The following is an 18,022-nucleotide window of genomic DNA, read 5'->3' as shown; positions in this document are numbered from 1 at the left end:
TTAAAATTTTTTAGCTTGATTAATAAAGCTAAAAAGGGTAAAATAAAACTATAAAAACTTTGAAAGGACGAAATTGTGAAATTGTTAGTTGTTGATGACAGTTCTACTATGAGAAGGATTATTAAAAATACCCTAACAAGACTTGGACACGATGATGTTTTAGAAGCTGAGCATGGCGTTGAAGCTTGGGATTTATTAACTAAAAATGAAGATGTAAAAGTTTTAATTACAGATTGGAATATGCCAGAAATGAATGGCTTGGAGTTGGTAAAAAAAGTAAGAGCAGAGAAAAAATATGAAGATATGCCTATTATCATGGTTACAACTGAGGGCGGAAAAGCTGAAGTGATTACTGCTTTAAAAGCTGGCGTAAATAACTATATTGTAAAACCTTTTACTCCACAAGTTTTAAAGGAAAAACTTGAAGATGTTTTAGGAACAGGAAGTGGAGAAGGTGCAGCTGAGTAAAGGCTGATTTTTAAAATTCTAAATGCAAAAAAAATATTACGAATTGTTCTTTATCGTAGAAGAGCGGTATAAAAATTTATTTCTTGATTTTGCTTTTGATTTAGGTATAGAAGCCATAGAAGAGAAAGATAATGGTGTTTACATTAGATCCCATGAAAGTTTAGAAGAGCTTTCATGGGCACTTGAAATATTTGCTCAAAAACTTACAACTACTTTCAATTTAAATCATAAAATTATTTCTAATTTAAGTCTTGTAGAGAAAGAAAACAAGGACTGGATACAAGAATATAAAAAAGGCATAAAACCTATTTTAGTGGATAATGTTTACATCCATACTACTTGGCAAGAAGAAAAGAAGAATTGTATAAATATAAAGATTAATCCAGCCTTAGCCTTTGGCTCAGGACATCACGAAAGCACATATTCTTGTGTAAAATTTTTACAAAAATTTTCTAAAAGTAAATTAAGAGCTTTAGATCTTGGTTGTGGTAGTGGAATTTTGGGTATTATTATGGCAAAGTTTGGCTGTAATGTTGAAATTTGTGATACTGATGAGTTGGCTATTGATAGTTCTTTAGAAAATGCAAGATTAAATGGTGTCGATTTTCACAAGGCTTGGTGTGGATCTATAGATAAAGCAAATGGTTTATATAATCTAATTGTTGCAAATATCATTGCAGATGTGATTTTAATTTTAGAAAAAGATATTAAAAACCATTTAGAAGATAATGCTATACTTATTTTGTCAGGAATTTTAGATAAATATTCAACAAGAATTAAAGAAAAATTTCAAGATTTGGAACTCATTGATGAAATGCAAATCAATGAGTGGTGTAGTTTTGTATATAAAAATAATAAAAAAGGATAAGTAATGAATAATAATACCCCAAATAATAAGGGTAATCCGCAGGGTAATAATTTTTTTAACAAAAATCCCATTTTTATTTTTGCGATTTTTGCAATTGTAATGATAATTATTTTTAAGGGATTTTTTGATGGCAATGGTTCTTTTGGCGGGGCATTGAATGGCAATGAAGTAAATAAAAATGTCCCTTATTCTGAGTTAAAAAAGCTTATTGAAAGTGGACAAATCAATCAAGTTAGTATAGGACAAACAACAATCAAAGCGATTTCAAGCTCTCACAATACTGTTTATACAGCAAAAAAAGTTAATGATCCTGAGCTTGTGAGTTTACTAGATAGTAAAAATATCGCTTATGGTGCGTATTCTGAAACAAATTGGTTTACGGATATACTTTTTTCATGGGTTTTGCCAGTATTTATTTTCTTTGGTATTTGGATGTTTTTGGCAAGTCGTATGCAAAAAAATATGGGAAGTTCTATATTGGGTATAGGAAGTTCTAAGAAGCTTGTAAATTCAGAAAAACCTAAAGTAAAATTTAGCGATGTAGCTGGTGTTGAAGAAGCTAAAGAAGAAGTAAAAGAAATTGTAGATTTTTTAAAGTATCCTGAAAGATATATTAAATTGGGAGCTAAAATTCCAAAAGGGCTTTTACTTGTTGGGCCTCCAGGTACAGGAAAAACTTTGCTTGCAAAAGCAGTTGCAGGTGAAGCTGATGTGCCGTTTTTTAGTGTTTCAGGTTCGTCTTTTATAGAAATGTTTGTGGGTGTAGGTGCTTCTCGTGTGAGAGATTTATTTGAAAATGCAAAAAAAGAAGCTCCTGCTATTGTTTTTATAGATGAAATAGATGCTATTGGTAAAAGTCGTGCAGCAAGTGGCATGATGGGTGGAAACGATGAAAGAGAGCAAACTTTAAATCAGCTTTTGGCTGAAATGGATGGTTTTGGGACAGAAAGTTCCCCAGTCATTGTTTTAGCAGCAACAAATCGCCCAGAAGTTTTAGATGCAGCGCTTTTAAGACCAGGAAGGTTTGATAGACAAGTTTTAGTTGATAAACCTGATTTTAAAGGTAGGTGTGATATTTTAAAAGTGCACATGAAAGATGTCAAAATATCTCCAAAAGTTAAAGTAGAAGATATAGCACGCTTAACCGCAGGGCTTGCAGGAGCTGATCTTGCAAATATTATTAATGAAGCGGCACTTTTAGCAGGTAGGGATTCTAAAAAATATGTAGAACAAAATGATTTAGTTGAAGCTGTTGAAAGAGCTATAGCAGGACTTGAGAAGAAATCACGTCGTATTAATGAAAAAGAAAAGAAAATTGTTACTTATCATGAATGCGGTCATGCCTTGATTGCTGAAACTACCAAAGGTGCAAAACGTGTAAGTAAGGTTTCTGTGATTCCACGTGGTCTTGCGGCTTTAGGTTATACTTTAAACACCCCTGAGGAAAATAAATTTTTAATGCAAAAACATGAACTTATTGCCGAAGTAGATGTGCTTTTGGGTGGTCGTGCGGCTGAAGAAGTGTTCATAGGTGAAATTTCAACGGGTGCAAGTAATGATTTGGAAAGAGCAACTGATATCATAAAAGCTATGATTTCTATGTATGGTATGAGTGAAATTGCAGGACTTATGGTGCTTGAAAAACAAAGAAATACTTTCTTAAGTGGTGGGCAAACTATAAAAGACTATTCTGAAAAGATGGCAGAATCTTTAGATGATTATGTAAAGAAAACCTTAGATGAACGCTATAAAGATGTTAAAGATACTTTAAATACTTATAAAGGAGCGATTGAGACTATGGTTGCAGCCCTTTATGAAGAAGAAACTATTGAAGGTAATAAAGTGCGTGAGATTATTAAAGAGTTTGAGGATCAAAATAGTCTACCAACTCGTTTACAAGAACTCGAAGAAGTTAAAACTGAAGTTAAAATAGAAGAATGAAAGATTTTATTGCAAAAGATGGATATTTAAGTCTTATTATTTTAAGCTTGGTTTTTATTTTTATGTGGATTTTTTACTCTTTTTCCATCTTGCTATTAGCATTAATTGTAATTTGTATTTTTCTTTTTAGAACACCTAAAAGAGAACTTGTTTGTAGTGATGAAAAAGCTATTTTTGCACCTATAGATGGTAGGGTTACTAAAATAGAAAATATTCATCATAAAGATTTGGGTGAATGTGTTGAAATTACTATTAAAAATGCTCTTTATGATGCTGGGAATTTTAATACACCTTTTGCAATGTCTATAATAGATATTCGTTTACGACATGGGCTTTTTTTGTGCAGTGAATTAAAATCTGCAAAAATGATGAATGAAAGAGCTTTTATTTTGGCAAAAGTTAAAGAGAATAAAACGATAGCCTTGCGAATCTATGCAGGTTCTTTTGATAGAAAATTAAAGCTCGATAATATTTCTCATGATTTAAAAGCAGGAGATAGAATGGGTTTTTTAATCAATGGCTCTATAAGTTTACTTTTACCAAAAGATACTAGAATTCACATAGGCTTAAATGATGAAATTAAAGCAGGCTCATTGCTAGGCTATTTTGCGTAAGGAAAAATAATGAATAACAGACCGCAACTAATTTATATTTTACCCAATCTTTTTACAGCTGCTTCAGCTTTTTTAGGGGTTATTTCTATTATAGCTTCAATACATGGAAATTATTATACAGCTTTGATTTATATTATTTTATCTTTGATTTGCGATGGGCTTGATGGCCGCGTTGCAAGACTTACAAATTCTACTTCAAAATTTGGGGTAGAATTTGATTCTTTAGCTGATCTAGTAGCTTTTGGAGTTGCTCCAGCGGTTCTTTTTTATATGGCTATAGGTTATGATTTTGGAAAGCTTGGATCTTTGATTACAGCTTTTTTTGTGGTTTTTGGAGCTATTCGTTTGGCGAGATTTAATGTTACCACAGGCACTTATGAACCCTCCGTTTTTATAGGTCTTCCTATACCTACTGCAGCAGTTGTGAGTGCTATATGGACTTATGCATTTATCAGTTATGATTTTTTAAAGCCTTATGGTGTAGTTTTTTTGGTGCTTCAAGCAATTTTAGGGCTTTTAATGGTAAGTAATATACGCTATCCTAGCTTTAAAAAGCTTGATTTTAATCGTTCTAGTGTTTTAAAAGTTTTGATTATTTTAATTATAATATTTTCATTTTTATATCTTTACCCTCTTGAAAGTTTAGTAATTTTAGCAAGCTTGTATGTGCTTTATGGAATTATTCGAGTTTTATATACTATTATCGTTTCAAAATTTAAGACAAGAAATCAAGAGTAAAATTTTTCAATGACTTCGCATTCTTCTTGAGTGAAGCCAGCTTTGATTCTTGCTTGAATGTTAAGTTTTTTTCCTGCAAGAGAGAATTGTTTAAATGTTTTGCAAAGCTCGATAAAATTATACTTGTTTTGGTTTGCAAATTTCCACCAAGTATCTCCTTTTTTAACGTGTTTTATTTCATCATTAAGTATAATTTCAAGATATTCCATTAAAAGATTTTTAATGGAATGATTGGAACTTTGAAGTTTTTGAACAACAAAGGGGTTGGCATCAAGCCCTTTAGCTTCTAAACCTCTATGAACTATTCCCATTCTAAAGCTTAAAGAGTCTTTTGTAGCTTCTAGAGCAGATTCTAAATTATCATGCACTGGAAAATCTCCATATTTATAACCAAGTTCTTCAAGTGCTGAATTTAAAAGTTTGAAATGTTTAATTTCCTCATCTGCTACCTCCAGCCAATCGTAATAAAATTGCAAAGGTAGATTTTTAAAGCGATAACTCGCATCTAAAGCCAGGTTAATTGCATTAAATTCTATATGAGCGACTGAATGAATTATTTTAGCAAGCGCATGAGTTGAATTGAGAAATTTAGGCCTTCTTATACGCGTAGGATGAAGCAAGGTAATTTGTTGCGATGTATTTTTTTTGAAAATGCTTTGATGCTCGTGATTAAAAATAAATTTGCGGCTTTTAAAGTCTTCATAAAAATTTTGAAAAGAGTGAAATTTTATAGTTATATTTTTTTCATATAAAATATCTTGAAGTTCTTGAAAAAATTCTTTTTGCATTTAAAACTTTCTTGAAAATTATAAAAATTTATCATTTAAAATTGAAATTTTAATTATATAATATAAAAATTATTTTACAAGGGTAGAACATGAAAGAGTTAAATGAAGAAGAAAAAAAAGTAATTTTAAATAAAGGAACAGAAGCTCCTTTTAGTGGGAAATATAATGATTTTTATGAAAAAGGAATCTATCAATGCAAGCAATGTGGAGCTTCGCTTTATAAATCCGAAGATAAATTTAAATCAGGTTGTGGATGGCCTAGCTTTGATGATGAAATAAAAGGGGCTATCAAAAGAATTCCTGATAAAGATGGGATTAGAACCGAGATTGTATGTGCAAACTGCAATGGACATTTAGGTCATGTTTTTGAAGGAGAAGGATTTTCTGCTAAAAATGTAAGACATTGTGTAAATTCTATTTCTTTGGAATTTGTAAAAACTAAGGATTGATAGTGTTTTCTAGTATGGGTTCTGAGCTTTATTTGATGTTTTTTGCTGCAATTACTTTACTTGCCATATTAAATCCTTTTGGTAATTTAACTCAATTTTTGGCTATGAGTGATGGATTGCCTTTAATGCTTCGAAAAAAACTTTTTAGAACTATTCTCTATACAGCTTTTACTATAGTTTTGGTATTTTTATTATCAGGACCTTTGTTTATGAACTATATTTTTAGGGTTTCATTAGATGATTTAAGGGTTTCTGGTGGTTTGGTTCTTATTATAATGGCTATTAAAAATTTACTTTTTTCAACAAAAATTGCAACTAAGGATTTTAGTTCTTATCAGGATATGGATGATAAGGAAATTTTAAGACAGAGTTTAATACCTATGGCATTTCCTATGCTTGTTGGGCCTGGAACTTTAGCTAGTGTTATCGTTATAGCCGAAGATGGTGGGCTTGATGTTGCTCTTGGCGGAGTAATGATAGCTTTTATTTTTATGTTTATACTTTTTCATTTTGCAGCTACTATAGAAAAAATAGTTGGAAAATTGATTTTACATGTTTTTTCTCGTATAGCACAAGTATTTATTGCTGCTATGGGGTTTAAGATGATTATTGTAGGTTTAAAGGATATATTTAACTTATAAATTAATATAATTTTAAGTAAATAAATACTATATAAATATGATATAATTTTAAAATAATTTATTATTAAAAAGGTGAGTTTTATGTTTGGTGCTAAGAAAAATAATACTGAAATAATTGAACAACTTGAAAAAAAGTGTAATGGTTTAGGAGATATTTTAAGATCTATTGGGAATACCATGGCGGTAATTGAATTTACTACCGATGGCGTTATTTTAGAGGCAAATCAAAATTTTTTAACAACTATGAAATACTCTCTTTCAGAGATCAAGGGTAAGCATCATAGTATGTTTTGTTTGCCTGAAGTTGTTAATTCTTCAGCATATAGTGATTTTTGGAAAGATTTAAGAGATGGAAAAGCTAGAAGTGGTCTTTTTAGACGTATAGCTAAGGGAGGGATAGATGTTTATTTAGAAGCAAATTATCTTCCAATTAGTGATAATAATGGTCATGTTTATAAAATTATTAAATTTGCCAATGATATAACTCAAAGACATTATGAAATGCTTGATCTTAGAAATACTATTGCTGCCGCTAATCGTTCTATGGCTATTATTGAATTTAAACCTGATGGGACTATTATTACGGCTAATGAAAATTTTTTAAGAACTATGGATTTTAATATTGATGAGATTAAAGGAAAGCATCATAGCATGTTCTGTGATTCTAATTATAGACACTCTAAGGACTATGTTCAATTTTGGGAAGATTTAAGAGAGGGCAAATTTCAATCAGGTAAATATATAAGATACGGAAGAAATAATAAAAAAGTATACCTTGAAGCAAGTTATAATCCGGTTAAAAATGATGATGGAAAAATTTACAAGGTTATTAAATTTGCTACAGATATAAGCGAACAAGTTAAAAAAGATCAAGAAAAACTTTGCCTCATAAGCGAACTTGCAGAAAAAAATGATAATCTTACTCAAGATGGAGATCGTGTAATTGAAAACACTGTTTCAAATGTTCAGAATATTGCTGATATGATGTCTCAAAGTTCAAATCTTGTTTCCTCATTAAATCAACAATCAGATGAAATTAAATCTATTATTCAGACTATTAGTGATATCGCTGATCAAACTAATCTGCTTGCTTTAAATGCTGCTATTGAGGCAGCACGTGCTGGTGAACATGGTAGAGGTTTTGCTGTTGTTGCTGATGAAGTAAGAAATTTAGCTGAAAGAACAGGGCATTCGGTTAATGAAATTACCACTACGATTAATTCTATTCGTAATGTTACATCACAAGTGGTTGAGAGTATTAAAAGCGGTTTAGAGGATGTTAATCAGAGTGTTGAACTTGCAAAAGAAGCAAGAGAGTGTATGGAGAAAATTCGTGAAAGCTCTGCTGAAGTTGCTAAAGCGATGTCATAAGCGTGATTTTCACGCTTATTTTTAAGTAATTAAATCTTTAAAATTTTTAAAACCACTTTCTTGGTTGCATTTTTCTTTTAAAATATTTAAAAATTCTTTCCTAGAAATATTATGAGCGCCCATAAATTCTAAATGTTGGTTATAAACTTGACAATCTATGATAAAATCATAAGGTTTTAATAAATCACAAAGTTTAATCATGGCAATTTTAGATGCATTTTTTTTAATGCTTACCATGCTTTCACCAAAGAAAACCTTGCCTAAAATTAAACCATAAATTCCACCTATAAGTTCATTATTTTCATAAAGTTCAAGGCTATGTGCATAGCCTTGGGTAAATAACTTATAATAAGTGGTAATAAATTCATCATCTATCCAGCTTTGAGAGCGTGTATCGCGACATAATGTAATTAATTTTAAAAAATCATAATCAAGTTTAATTTGATAGAGATTAATAAATTTTTTCATATTTTTTTGGATGTGAATTTGATTTGGAATTAAAATGCATCTAGGATCTGGACACCACCAAGTTACAGGTTTACTTGTCCATGGGAATAGACCAAAAGTATAAGCTTTTACAATAAAATCAGCTTCTAAATTTTGACTTAAAAATACAGGAGCATTTTTAGGTGCATTGAGTAATTTAGAATATAAATTCGAGCTTTCCATTTTTACCAAGTTTGATTTTAGCTATACCGCCTTTTTTAAGCTTTCCGAATAAAATTTCATCACTGATTTTTTCTCCTATCTCCTCAGAGATTATGCGTTTTAAAAGCCTTACTCCAAATTCTTTATTATAGGCTTTTTTAGCTAAATAAATTTTAGCTTTATCATCCACTGATAACTTTATATTATTTAAATTTTTAGAAATTTCATCAAGTTCTTTTTCGATAATTTTAACAAGTATAGCATCGTTTAAATCATTAAAATGTAAAATTTTATCAATACGATTAATAAATTCTGGAGCAAAAAAGTCTTTGATAGCACGATTACTTTTTTCTTCATTTTTACTTAAAAAACCAAGCTCATTGCTTTCTTTAAGTCCTAGATTAGATGTCATAATAATGATTGTATTTTTAAAATCTACTTTAAGACCGCTATTGTCGGTGAGTTCAGCATTGTCAAAAATCTGTAAAAAGGTATTGCTTAAATCAGGATGAGCCTTTTCTATTTCGTCAAAAAGAACAAGACTGAAAGGATTTTTGCGAATAGCATTGCTTAAAAGTCCACCCTCTTCAAAACCTATATATCCAGCTGGAGATCCTATTAGTTTACTTATAGCATGTTTTTCTGCATATTCACTCATATCAAAGCGTTCTAAATTTAAACCTAAAAATTCAGCTAAAGATTTGCAAAGTTCTGTTTTTCCAACTCCACTTGATCCAGTAAACAAAAACACTCCGCGTGGTGTATTGGAATTTTTAAATCCTGCGAAACTTTGCTTAAGTGATGAAACAAGGCTATCTATAACTTCATCTTGGCCAAAAATTTTTGCTTTTAAATTTGTTTTTAAATTCATTAAAGCTTTGTTTTGATCGAATTCAAACATTTTATGATGGTGGGTCATTTTTACTAAAACATTTTCTAAATCTTTTAAATTGGCATTTTTTTTAGCTTTTGGATTTAAAGCAAAAGAAGCCCCAAGTTCATCGATCAGATCTATAGCACAATCAGGTAAAAATTTATCATTAAAAAATTTTTTACCCCAAATTACAGCATATTGAAGAATTTCATCGTTTAATTTTATATGATGAAATTCTTCATATTTGTTTTTTAATCCTTTCAGAATTTGCAAGCTTTCTTCTTGGCTTGGTTCATCTACATTTATTTTAGCAAAACGGCGACTTAGGGGTTTATTTTTATCAAAAGTATTTTTATATTCCATAAAAGTTGTTGCACCTATGCATTTTAAAGTTCCATTGCTTAGAGCTGGTTTTAAAAGATTGGAAAAATCAGTATGAGATTCTCCTGTGCTTCCAGCTCCTACTATAGTGTGAATTTCATCAATAAATAAAATAGCATTGGGTGTTTTCTCAAGTTCACTTAAAATTTCTTTAATTCTTTTCTCAAAATCTCCACGGTATTTTGTTCCCGCAAGTATACTAGCCATATCAAGACTAAAAATTTTTGCATTTTGTAAGTTTTTAGGCACCTTTTTTTCCGCAATAGCCAATGCTAATCCCTCTACAATGGCTGTTTTTCCAACTCCTGCTTCTCCTACTAAAATAGGATTATTTTTCTTGCGACGTGAAAGAATTTGCATCATTCTTTCAAGTTCAAATTTTCTTCCTATTAAAGGATCAATTTTGCCATTTTGAGCTAAAAGTGTTAAATCACTTGTGTGGTTGTTTAAATTTTGTATATTTTCATGATTTTGAAGTTCTTGAATTTTGTTAAGATTTATGTTGTGTTTTTTTAAGAGATAGCTAGAATAACTTCTTGAATCCTGTATGAGCTTTTCTAAAAAATCTATAATTTTAATTTCATTATTTTTATTTTTAGATGAAAGTAAGATTTCATCTAAAACAACAGATATTGTAGGTTCTATTTCTTGTTTAATAACTTGATTGTTTTGAGAAATGTAATTTTTTAATTCAGTTTCTAGAAGTTCAAGATCTCCATCTGAAAATTCTTCAAATATATCCTTAAAATCAGTGCTTAGTTTTAGTAATGCAAACAGTACATGCTCACAGGTAACAAATTCATGGTGATTTATTAAGCTTAGATTTTTGGCATTATCAAGATATTTTTGTAAATTTTCTTGGTATTTCATTCTTCTTCCACCTTTGCTTGTAGTGGAAAATTAGCAAGTTTAGCCGCATCCATAACTTTTTTTTGTTTTGAAAGAGCTATTTCCTGGGTGTAAATGCCACAAATTCCAGAACCATTGTGATGAATTTCTAACATTGTTTGACTTGCTTTCTCAAGGTTTTGATGAAAAATATTCATCAAAATTTCTATAACAAAATCCATGGTTGTTACATCATCATTTAAGAGTATAACTTTATACATTTTTGGTTCACTAAGTTTTGTTTGCTCTAGAGTTTGGGTTTTTGGCATTATTTTCCTTTGTAGATTTTATTTAAATCTTCTTGCATGAGTTCTGTTGGAATTTTACCAAGATAAAAATTTGTTGGAGTATTATTATTCCAGTAATCGCTTATTTTTTGATAAATTCCATTTTTTAAAACAACTTTAAAAGGAAGTTGCTCCATATTTTGATAGTCTATATCTTTTAAAATTTGAGCAATAATACGATCATTAGAGCTGCCATTGCTTAGAAAATAGTAAGCACCATAATCACCCGCGAATTTTTTAACTGTTTCATCGCTAACATCTTCAAAATGTGTAAGTCCTATAATGATAAATTTGCTAGAATTATTTTTCCAAAGTTTGCTAAGATCTAAAGCTTCTTCTTTACATGGGGTGCAAAAAGTGCCAAAAAAATCAAACATTAGAACTTTTCCTTCCTCTCCTTCCACCACAAAACCTTTATCTGTTCTTATTAAAGTTTTGCTTCCACCATTTACACTATTTAAGACTATTTTATCTCCTTTGTGATACTCTTCAAACATAAAATCATTTTGAATTTCTTCTTCCTTGGAGCAAGCATTAAGAAAAAATGCTAAACTTATTAAAAATAGGGCTGAAATTTTTTTCATTTATTTTCCTTTATTTGTAATTTTTCATAGCAGCTCTAGCTTCTAAATCGGCTTGCTTTTTCTTTAAAGTTTCACGCTTGTCGTGCAAATTTTTCCCTTTAGCTAAAGCAAGGGTAGCTTTTACTTTATTTTTTGTGTTAAAATAAAGATCTAATGCAACGATAGTATATCCTTCTATACTTACTTTACCTAATAATTTATCAATTTGCTTTCTATGCATTAAAAGCTTTCTAGCACCTCTTTCTTCGTGTTTATAGAAAGAATGTGTAGTATGAAGCAATGAAATATGAGAATTAAGTAAAAAAATCTCATTTTTTATAATGCGAACAAAAGAGTCTTTAAGATTTGCTCTTCCTGCTCTTAAGGCTACAACTTCACTTCCTTTAAGGACAATTCCGGCTTCAAAGCGTTCTATGATGCTATAATCAAATAAAGCTTTTTTATTTCTCGCAATAATTTTCATCGATCAACCTTAAAAACACTACTACCGCTACCGCTTAGAAAAAAATCTTCTTGCAAGTAAGATTTCATTTTAGGATATAAAGTTGCACAAGGAGTAAATAAATCATTTAATTCTTTGTTTTTAAAGTTTTGTAACAACTCTTTTGTGCTGAGTTTTTTGTAGATTTGCGCTTGATTATTGTTTTTTTGAAAGTCAAATATTCCTCTATCAAATTCATCATAAACAGCTTTAGTTTGGCAAGATATTTGTGGAAAAGTCCATTTTAAATTAGGTATGTTATCTTCAAATTCTTCTATAATTTCGCCACAGCCACTTACATTAGCAGAGTGAAAGCCACTTAAAAAAAAGGCAATATCACTTCCTAGTTGCATGCTTAAATTTATAAGTTCTTGCAGGTTTAATTTTAAATTTAGGGTTTCATTCATTAGTAGTAAAAAACTCGCACAATCGCTACTTCCACCGCCAAGTCCAGCACATACTGGGATATTTTTTGTGAGTTTTAGGCTTTTTTTGCTAAATAATTCTTTTAATTCGTTATTATATCTTCTAGAAAGTAGCAAATAAGCCTTTTGAATAATATTATTTTCGCATTTAAAATTACTAATGATTTCAAATTCTTTTTTAGAATCTGATTCTTTATCAATAAGCTCAAGCTCATCAAAAACATCTTTTAAAAGTATAAATCGTGATTCTAAAAGATGATATTTTCTTGAGTCAAAACCGGTAAGTTTTAAAAAAATATTTGCTTTAGCGTAAGCTTTCATTTGATTAGTTTTTTGCTTAAGTCATCAAGTTTAATATCATTCTGAACAACAGAATGCAAATTTTCATCCTTTACTTGTTGAACAAGTTCTTTTCTAAGTATCATAAGGGATTTTGGAGCTTCTATACCTATTTTGGCATATCCTTTCCCTGTTTGAACGACTTTGATTTCTATACCTTCTCCGATAATTATACTTTCATTTTCTTTTCTTGATAATATTAACATTTTTCAACCTTATTTAGAAGATATTTTACTGTATTTTCTTTAATATTAATTATGCTAAAATATTTTTCTGTTTCAATATAATAATCTCCTTCATCATGAAATTCTAATTCTTCGACAAAAATTTTAGCACCATTTTCGAGTTTATTTAAATCCTTGATAAAATTTGGCTTTAGGTTAATGTATTTTAACACATTTAAGCTTTTCTCATTATTATAAACAAATTTGCCTTCTTTAATGCGCTCTAAAGAGCTTAAAGTCGCATTAATACCTAGTTTTCTAGCAAAAAGTTCACAATAAGATCTTATATAAGCACCTTCACTGACTGTGATTTCGATATTTAAAAAAGGATGATTATAGCTTAAAATCTTGCAATCAAATACTTCCATTTGACAAGGTTTTAAATTTACTTCTATACCTTTTTTTGCAAGTTCATAGGCGCGAGTTCCATTGATTCTTTTGGCGCTAAATTGCGGTGGTGTATAGGAGATAATTCCTTGCATTTGATCAATGATTTGTTTTAAATTTGTAAGATCAAATTCTTTTATATTTTTAATTTCTTTTATATTTTGATCATCAAGACTTAAGGAGTAAACTCCAAGCCATAAAGTAGCTTTATAGGTTTTTGGAGTTTTTTTTAAAAAACGGAAAAGTTTTGTGTATTGTCCAAATGCAACGATTAAAACCCCTTTGGCGAAAGGATCAAGAGTGCCAGAATATCCTGCTTTTTTATTTTTATATTTTTTCTTTAAAGTGCTTAAAAAGGCGTTAGAGCTCAAACCCCTTGGTTTAAAGGCTGCAAAGATCTTGTTCATACTGCTTTTTCCACAAAGCTTGCCATGATTACACGCATTATACCACCAAAATTAATATTAAGCTTTTCCTCTTTTCCGCTTTTATTAACTTCAACAACTCTGCCAATGCCAAAAATTTTATGTTTAACTAGATCTCCTTTGCAAAAACTAGTTTTTTGTATATTTTGATTTTTTGATTTTTCATTGATTAATTTACTTTCTTCTAAGAAGCGGCTAGGATTGATGTTTGCTCTTGAACCATGATAAAAACGAGAATTTGCAACACTTATTGTGAGAAATTTCTTGGCGCGAGTGATGGCAACATAAGCAAGACGGCGTTCTTCTTCGAGATTTTCTTCGCTATTTAAAGGAAAAAATCCTTCATCAAAGCCTATTATAAAAACATAATCAAATTCCAAACCTTTGCTAGCATGAATACTCATCAAGCAAACACATTCTTCATCTAAATTATCTTGATCACTTAATAAAGAAATTTCACTAAGTAGATCTTCTAAAGAAGCTTCGGGATCTTCTTTGAGTTTTTCTCTTAGATTAGCATAAAACTCATCAAGATTTCTGATTCTTTCATCTCCATCATCTTGCTCTGAAAAATAATCTTTGATTTTAAATAATTCTTCTATATTGTCAAAAACTTTTTTTGCATTATCGTAGCTTTTTAGAGTGTGAATATTTTGTATAAAAATATTTGCTTCATTTTGTGCTTTTTTTGTTGTTAAAATTCCTACACCACCATCGCTTTCACATAAGGCATCAAAAAGTGAAATTTGACGTTTTTTTGCATATTCTTCTAAATTTTTTAGGGCTTTTTCTCCTATGGATCTTTTAGGGCGATTTATAATACGCCTAAACGACAAATCATCATTTGGATTTAAGATAAGTCTAAGATACGAGATTAAATCTTTTATTTCTAATCTCTCATAAAAACGCATACCACTAAGTAGTTTATAAGAAATTTGTTTCTTCATAAATGCTTCTTCTATTGCTCTTGATAGTGCATTAACTCGAAATAAAATGGCGATCTCTTTAGCTTCTACTCCAGAATTTAGCAATTTTTTCACTTCTTGAGCGATATATAAACCTTCATCTTTTTCGTTTTCGTTTTTTAATATTTTAATATTTTCCCCAGTATCTTTAGTGCAGATTAAAGTTTTTCCAAGTCGTTGCTCATTGTGAGATATGAGATTATTTGCTGCTTGTAAAATAGTCCCTACTGAACGATAGTTTTGTTCAAGTTTTACAAGTTTAACATTTTTAAAATCGTTTTGAAAATTTAAAATATTTTCAATTTTTGCTCCACGCCAACTATAAATACTTTGATCATCATCACCAACAACTGTGATATTTTCATGCATACAACATAGATTTTTTAGAATTTTATATTGCAAGGTATTAGTATCTTGATACTCATCAACTGTAATGTAATTATAAAGTAAGCTTTGTTCTTTGGCAAAATTTATATCATTTTCTAAAATGAGATTGCTTAGCAATAAAAGATCATCAAAATCTACAAAATTTTGTTTTAATAAGTATTCTTCATAAGCACGGTAATAGTTGGCAAATTTGTATTCATTTTGATATTTTTCAAAATTATGTTCTTTTAGTAAATTTAAATCTTCAAAGACATTGCTTACTCTTTTGCCTTCATTTTTGCAATAAGATATGTATTGGATAATATCATAGACATTATCTTTGTTTTTATCATGGATTAAGTCTTTAATTATTTTTTTTGTATCATCTGTATCGATAACAATAAAACTATTTTTACGCTCCAATCTTTCAAAATGGAGTTTTAAAAATAAAAGTCCAAATTTATGAAAGGTGCAAAGCAAAGGATTGTGATTGCCTTGTAGAAAATTTAATGCTCTATGACGCATAACACTAGCTGCTTTATTTGTAAAAGTAAGAGTAAGAGTGTTATGTGAGGGGATGCCTACTTCACCGATAAGATAAGCAAGACGAGTGGTGATAGTTTTGGTTTTTCCACTACCTGCGCCTGCTAGGATAAGCATGGCTCCATCAATGTGGCTTACCGCTTGTTTTTGACTATCATTTAAATCTTCAAATAGATTCATTTTTTGAAAATATCTTTATTTTTTGGATTATTTAAAAATATATTTTTAGATTTTTGTAAATTTTTGCTATCTTCACGTTTATAAAGACTAAAATTAACGAATAAAATGCTATTTTCTACTTGAATTTGCGTGATAGCTCCTAAATCAACCTTTACAAAACTATCAAAATCATCATTTCCAAAACCTGCGTGAAATTGAATGAAATCTTTATTTAGTTGTATGGATTCAAAGGTGTATCCTCCAAGAGCAAAAAGAGCATAAGGATTTTGTTTAATATCAAGCTCTTTGGGAAGTTCAGGGTTAAAATCTATGAAATTTGTATTTGCAACTATGGAAAATTCTATATTTTCTTCTATAAGGTGTGAAATAACTTCATAACAATGCTTTTGCATGGTATGGATAAAATTTTCATTTTTTAAGATTGTTTCTAGCATGATTGTAACTCCATGAATTCATTGATGAGTTTTTGAATTTCTTTTATGCCTATTTCCCAAAAATTTTCATCTTCTATATCAAATCCAAACATTCCTACTAGTTCTTTTGGACTCACGCTTCCACCTAAAGAAAGCATTTTGATATAAAGTTCTTTAAAATTTTCACATTTTTTACTTTTGTAAAGTCCATAAAGAGCTAAAACTAAAAGTTGTGCATAAGCATAAGCATAGCAGTAAAAAGGAGAATGGATAAAATGAGGAATATAACTCCACCAAGAAGCATAATTTTTTGTAAGTTTTACGCTGTCTTGAAACATCTTTTGAGATTCTTCCATCCAAATTTTATTGATTTCTTCAGTGCTAAGTTCATTTTCTTGAGCATGTAAGCGTCTTTCAAAACAAGTAAAATTAATTTGTCTATAAAAAGTTGCAAAAATATCTTCGATTTTATTTGCATATAAAGATAGGAGTTCTTCTTTTTTTAGCTTATCTTTAATAAAATCAAATACCAGCATTTCAGCAAAAACTGAAGCTGTTTCTGCGGTGGTTAAAGGCGTATTTTGATTTAAATAGCTTACATGATAAGAAAGTTTTTGATGGATGGTGTGTCCTAATTCATGTGCAAGTGTAAAAAGATCGCGTCTTTTATTGGTGTAGTTTAATAAAACAAAAGGATGTGCATCAGAAGTTGCAGAATGTGAAAAAGCACCCCCTTGTTTATTTTCTTGCGGATAAACATCAATCCAGCCTTGATCAAAAGCATTTTTTGCTATATCATAAAATTGTGGAGAAAAAGCTTGAAATGCCTCTAAAACAATATTTTTACTTGTTTTAAAATCAAAACTTGCTTCTTTTCCTATGGGTGCATATCTGTCATAGTCTTTAAGCTCATAGCCTAAAATTTGTTTTTTTCTTTTGTAAAATTGCGATACTAAGTTAAAATGTTTTTGCGCACTTGCTATCAAAGAATCAACGCTTTTTTGTGAAATTTGATTGCTGATATGTCTTGAAATTTCAGCATTTTCATAACCTCTTAATAAGCTTATATTTTTTCTTTCTGTTTTTATCATATTGATAATAAAACTTAAAAGTCTGCTATTTTTTTGTAAAACTTTACTGAATTTTTTAGCAGCTTTTTTGCGTATCTTTCTATCTTCATCATACATTTTGCTTAGAATTTCTTCTTCGCTAAGTTTTTTACCTTCAAAAGGGATTTTTAAAGCGCTCATACTTTCATCAAAAAGTCTACTAAAAGCATTTGCACCTGTATTTGAAAGATAGAGCATAATGCGTTCTTCGTTTTTGCTAAGATTATAGCGTTTGTTTTGCAATAAATTAGAAAGATAAAAATCATAATCTTTGCAAAAAGTTGTAAATTCTTGACTTTTTTCAGGAGCTAACTCGCAAAATTCAAGCTCGAAAAAGAGTAAATTTTCTTCTATTTTTTTGCATTCTTCTTCGTATTGTGCATAAAAAGAACCATTTTGAGTGTTTTTAGCAAAAAGTAAATAAGCATAAGTCATGATTTTGCCAAGGGCTTGATTTAAATTTTCATAATCTTTTAAAGCTTGTAAAAACTCATTAGCATCCAATGTATAAAGTTTATTTTCATAGTTTTTTTTGAAATTTAAACTTTGTTGGATTTGATCTTGTGTAAAATTTTGTAATGCTTCTTTATCGTGAAATAAAGCACTTAAATCCCATTCTAACATT

Annotated in this window: 20 protein-coding genes; 8 read left to right on the top strand and 12 right to left on the bottom strand. The window is 29.7% G+C overall.

The window, feature by feature from the left end; all coding sequences use genetic code 11:
- Positions 1-75 precede the first annotated feature (75 nt).
- The 5 genes from AJN56_RS06650 to pssA are packed head-to-tail and all read left to right on the top strand — an operon-like array spanning position 76 to position 4,629.
- A complete protein-coding gene (locus AJN56_RS06650; RefSeq protein WP_002866134.1) occupies positions 76-468 on the top strand; it encodes a chemotaxis response regulator CheY in 393 nt (130 codons plus the stop codon).
- A 22-nt stretch (positions 469-490) separates the two neighbouring features.
- On the top strand, positions 491-1,336 hold the full coding sequence (locus AJN56_RS06645) for a 50S ribosomal protein L11 methyltransferase (RefSeq protein WP_002872220.1): 846 nt from the start codon (positions 491-493) through the stop codon (positions 1,334-1,336).
- Positions 1,337-1,339: 3 nt separating this feature from the next.
- Entirely contained in the window at positions 1,340-3,277 is a 1,938-nt protein-coding gene (gene ftsH, locus AJN56_RS06640; RefSeq protein WP_052803541.1) for an ATP-dependent zinc metalloprotease FtsH, read from the top strand.
- Complete coding sequence (locus AJN56_RS06635; RefSeq protein WP_002904918.1) at positions 3,274-3,891, top strand: phosphatidylserine decarboxylase; 618 nt, start codon at positions 3,274-3,276, stop codon at positions 3,889-3,891. The genes ftsH and AJN56_RS06635 overlap by 4 nt, the downstream gene beginning before the upstream one ends.
- A gap of 9 nt (positions 3,892-3,900) precedes the next feature.
- Positions 3,901-4,629, top strand: a complete 729-nt coding sequence (pssA, locus tag AJN56_RS06630; RefSeq protein ID WP_002853992.1) for a CDP-diacylglycerol--serine O-phosphatidyltransferase — start codon at positions 3,901-3,903, stop codon at positions 4,627-4,629.
- Here the strand turns inward: pssA and AJN56_RS06625 are convergent.
- Entirely contained in the window at positions 4,620-5,417 is a 798-nt protein-coding gene (locus AJN56_RS06625; protein WP_032589907.1) for a ferritin-like domain-containing protein, read from the bottom strand. The two genes, pssA and AJN56_RS06625, sit on opposite strands and share 10 nt — an antisense overlap.
- Positions 5,418-5,506: 89 nt before the next feature.
- Here AJN56_RS06625 and AJN56_RS06620 point away from each other — a divergent pair, with 89 nt between their 5' ends.
- The 3 genes from AJN56_RS06620 to cetZ all read left to right on the top strand — a co-directional run bounded on the left by AJN56_RS06620 (position 5,507) and on the right by cetZ (position 7,878).
- Positions 5,507-5,866: a methionine-R-sulfoxide reductase gene (locus AJN56_RS06620; protein ID WP_002853613.1), complete on the top strand. Its 360-nt coding sequence runs from the start codon at positions 5,507-5,509 to the stop codon at positions 5,864-5,866.
- Between the two features lie 14 nt (positions 5,867-5,880).
- The gene (locus AJN56_RS06615) at positions 5,881-6,507 is read left to right on the top strand and encodes a MarC family protein (RefSeq protein ID WP_002866128.1); all 627 of its coding nucleotides are present in this window, start codon (positions 5,881-5,883) and stop codon (positions 6,505-6,507) included.
- Between the two features lie 81 nt (positions 6,508-6,588).
- A complete protein-coding gene (gene cetZ / locus AJN56_RS06610; protein ID WP_002855890.1) occupies positions 6,589-7,878 on the top strand; it encodes an energy taxis response protein CetZ in 1,290 nt (429 codons plus the stop codon).
- Positions 7,879-7,899: 21 nt separating this feature from the next.
- Here cetZ and aat read toward each other — a convergent pair whose 3' ends face one another.
- The 11 genes from aat to AJN56_RS06555 are packed head-to-tail and all read right to left on the bottom strand — an operon-like array spanning position 7,900 to position 18,021.
- Positions 7,900-8,547, bottom strand: a complete 648-nt coding sequence (gene aat, locus AJN56_RS06605; RefSeq protein WP_002853966.1) for a leucyl/phenylalanyl-tRNA--protein transferase — start codon at positions 8,545-8,547, stop codon at positions 7,900-7,902.
- On the bottom strand, positions 8,522-10,651 hold the full coding sequence (locus AJN56_RS06600; RefSeq protein ID WP_070246464.1) for an AAA family ATPase: 2,130 nt from the start codon (positions 10,649-10,651) through the stop codon (positions 8,522-8,524). The genes aat and AJN56_RS06600 overlap by 26 nt, the downstream gene beginning before the upstream one ends.
- On the bottom strand, positions 10,648-10,938 hold the full coding sequence (locus tag AJN56_RS06595; RefSeq protein ID WP_002852892.1) for an ATP-dependent Clp protease adaptor ClpS: 291 nt from the start codon (positions 10,936-10,938) through the stop codon (positions 10,648-10,650). Before AJN56_RS06595 ends, AJN56_RS06600 begins: the two co-directional genes overlap by 4 nt.
- Positions 10,938-11,540 carry a TlpA disulfide reductase family protein gene (locus AJN56_RS06590; protein ID WP_002852711.1) on the bottom strand — a complete coding sequence of 201 codons (603 nt, stop codon included), beginning with the start codon at positions 11,538-11,540 and terminating at the stop codon, positions 10,938-10,940. The genes AJN56_RS06595 and AJN56_RS06590 overlap by 1 nt, the downstream gene beginning before the upstream one ends.
- Positions 11,541-11,550: 10 nt before the next feature.
- Positions 11,551-12,003: an SsrA-binding protein SmpB gene (gene smpB / locus AJN56_RS06585; protein WP_002852861.1), complete on the bottom strand. Its 453-nt coding sequence runs from the start codon at positions 12,001-12,003 to the stop codon at positions 11,551-11,553.
- Positions 12,000-12,767, bottom strand: a complete 768-nt coding sequence (locus AJN56_RS06580) for a 4-(cytidine 5'-diphospho)-2-C-methyl-D-erythritol kinase (protein ID WP_002899494.1) — start codon at positions 12,765-12,767, stop codon at positions 12,000-12,002. The genes smpB and AJN56_RS06580 overlap by 4 nt, the downstream gene beginning before the upstream one ends.
- Positions 12,764-12,991 (bottom strand): carbon storage regulator CsrA, encoded by a 228-nt coding sequence (gene csrA / locus AJN56_RS06575; RefSeq protein WP_002852854.1) that lies wholly within the window; start codon positions 12,989-12,991, stop codon positions 12,764-12,766. The genes AJN56_RS06580 and csrA overlap by 4 nt, the downstream gene beginning before the upstream one ends.
- Positions 12,985-13,803 carry a tRNA pseudouridine(55) synthase TruB gene (gene truB / locus AJN56_RS06570; protein WP_002899493.1) on the bottom strand — a complete coding sequence of 273 codons (819 nt, stop codon included), beginning with the start codon at positions 13,801-13,803 and terminating at the stop codon, positions 12,985-12,987. Before truB ends, csrA begins: the two co-directional genes overlap by 7 nt.
- The gene (locus tag AJN56_RS06565) at positions 13,800-15,875 is read right to left on the bottom strand and encodes an ATP-dependent helicase (RefSeq protein WP_070246462.1); all 2,076 of its coding nucleotides are present in this window, start codon (positions 15,873-15,875) and stop codon (positions 13,800-13,802) included. Before AJN56_RS06565 ends, truB begins: the two co-directional genes overlap by 4 nt.
- Positions 15,872-16,309 (bottom strand): hypothetical protein, encoded by a 438-nt coding sequence (locus AJN56_RS06560; protein WP_002852822.1) that lies wholly within the window; start codon positions 16,307-16,309, stop codon positions 15,872-15,874. Before AJN56_RS06560 ends, AJN56_RS06565 begins: the two co-directional genes overlap by 4 nt.
- A complete protein-coding gene (locus tag AJN56_RS06555) occupies positions 16,303-18,021 on the bottom strand; it encodes a M3 family oligoendopeptidase (protein ID WP_002869043.1) in 1,719 nt (572 codons plus the stop codon). Before AJN56_RS06555 ends, AJN56_RS06560 begins: the two co-directional genes overlap by 7 nt.
- Position 18,022: the final 1 nt, after the last annotated feature.

Source organism: Campylobacter sp. BCW_4319 (assembly GCF_001764435.1).
GTDB classification, from domain to species: domain Bacteria; phylum Campylobacterota; class Campylobacteria; order Campylobacterales; family Campylobacteraceae; genus Campylobacter_D; species Campylobacter_D jejuni.
The sequence above is the reverse complement of the archived record's forward strand: the minus strand, read 5'-3'. Positions and strand labels throughout refer to the sequence as shown.

Bases quoted from the DNA above. Each gene is read 5' to 3' on its own strand.
- pssA (WP_002853992.1), top strand. From the start codon at position 3,901: ATGAATAACAGACCGCAACTAATTTATATTTTACCCAATCTTTTTACA.
- AJN56_RS06595 (WP_002852892.1), bottom strand. From the start codon at position 10,938: ATGCCAAAAACCCAAACTCTAGAGCAAACAAAACTTAGTGAACCAAAA.
- AJN56_RS06635 (WP_002904918.1), top strand. From the start codon at position 3,274: ATGAAAGATTTTATTGCAAAAGATGGATATTTAAGTCTTATTATTTTA.
- ftsH (WP_052803541.1), top strand. From the start codon at position 1,340: ATGAATAATAATACCCCAAATAATAAGGGTAATCCGCAGGGTAATAAT.
- AJN56_RS06560 (WP_002852822.1), bottom strand. From the start codon at position 16,309: ATGCTAGAAACAATCTTAAAAAATGAAAATTTTATCCATACCATGCAA.
- AJN56_RS06645 (WP_002872220.1), top strand. From the start codon at position 491: ATGCAAAAAAAATATTACGAATTGTTCTTTATCGTAGAAGAGCGGTAT.
- AJN56_RS06555 (WP_002869043.1), bottom strand. From the start codon at position 18,021: ATGTTAGAATGGGATTTAAGTGCTTTATTTCACGATAAAGAAGCATTA.
- AJN56_RS06600 (WP_070246464.1), bottom strand. From the start codon at position 10,651: ATGAAATACCAAGAAAATTTACAAAAATATCTTGATAATGCCAAAAAT.
- aat (WP_002853966.1), bottom strand. From the start codon at position 8,547: ATGGAAAGCTCGAATTTATATTCTAAATTACTCAATGCACCTAAAAAT.
- AJN56_RS06580 (WP_002899494.1), bottom strand. From the start codon at position 12,767: ATGAAAGCTTACGCTAAAGCAAATATTTTTTTAAAACTTACCGGTTTT.
- AJN56_RS06625 (WP_032589907.1), bottom strand. From the start codon at position 5,417: ATGCAAAAAGAATTTTTTCAAGAACTTCAAGATATTTTATATGAAAAA.
- AJN56_RS06565 (WP_070246462.1), bottom strand. From the start codon at position 15,875: ATGAATCTATTTGAAGATTTAAATGATAGTCAAAAACAAGCGGTAAGC.
- truB (WP_002899493.1), bottom strand. From the start codon at position 13,803: ATGAACAAGATCTTTGCAGCCTTTAAACCAAGGGGTTTGAGCTCTAAC.
- AJN56_RS06615 (WP_002866128.1), top strand. From the start codon at position 5,881: ATGGGTTCTGAGCTTTATTTGATGTTTTTTGCTGCAATTACTTTACTT.
- AJN56_RS06590 (WP_002852711.1), bottom strand. From the start codon at position 11,540: ATGAAAAAAATTTCAGCCCTATTTTTAATAAGTTTAGCATTTTTTCTT.
- AJN56_RS06620 (WP_002853613.1), top strand. From the start codon at position 5,507: ATGAAAGAGTTAAATGAAGAAGAAAAAAAAGTAATTTTAAATAAAGGA.
- cetZ (WP_002855890.1), top strand. From the start codon at position 6,589: ATGTTTGGTGCTAAGAAAAATAATACTGAAATAATTGAACAACTTGAA.
- smpB (WP_002852861.1), bottom strand. From the start codon at position 12,003: ATGAAAATTATTGCGAGAAATAAAAAAGCTTTATTTGATTATAGCATC.
- csrA (WP_002852854.1), bottom strand. From the start codon at position 12,991: ATGTTAATATTATCAAGAAAAGAAAATGAAAGTATAATTATCGGAGAA.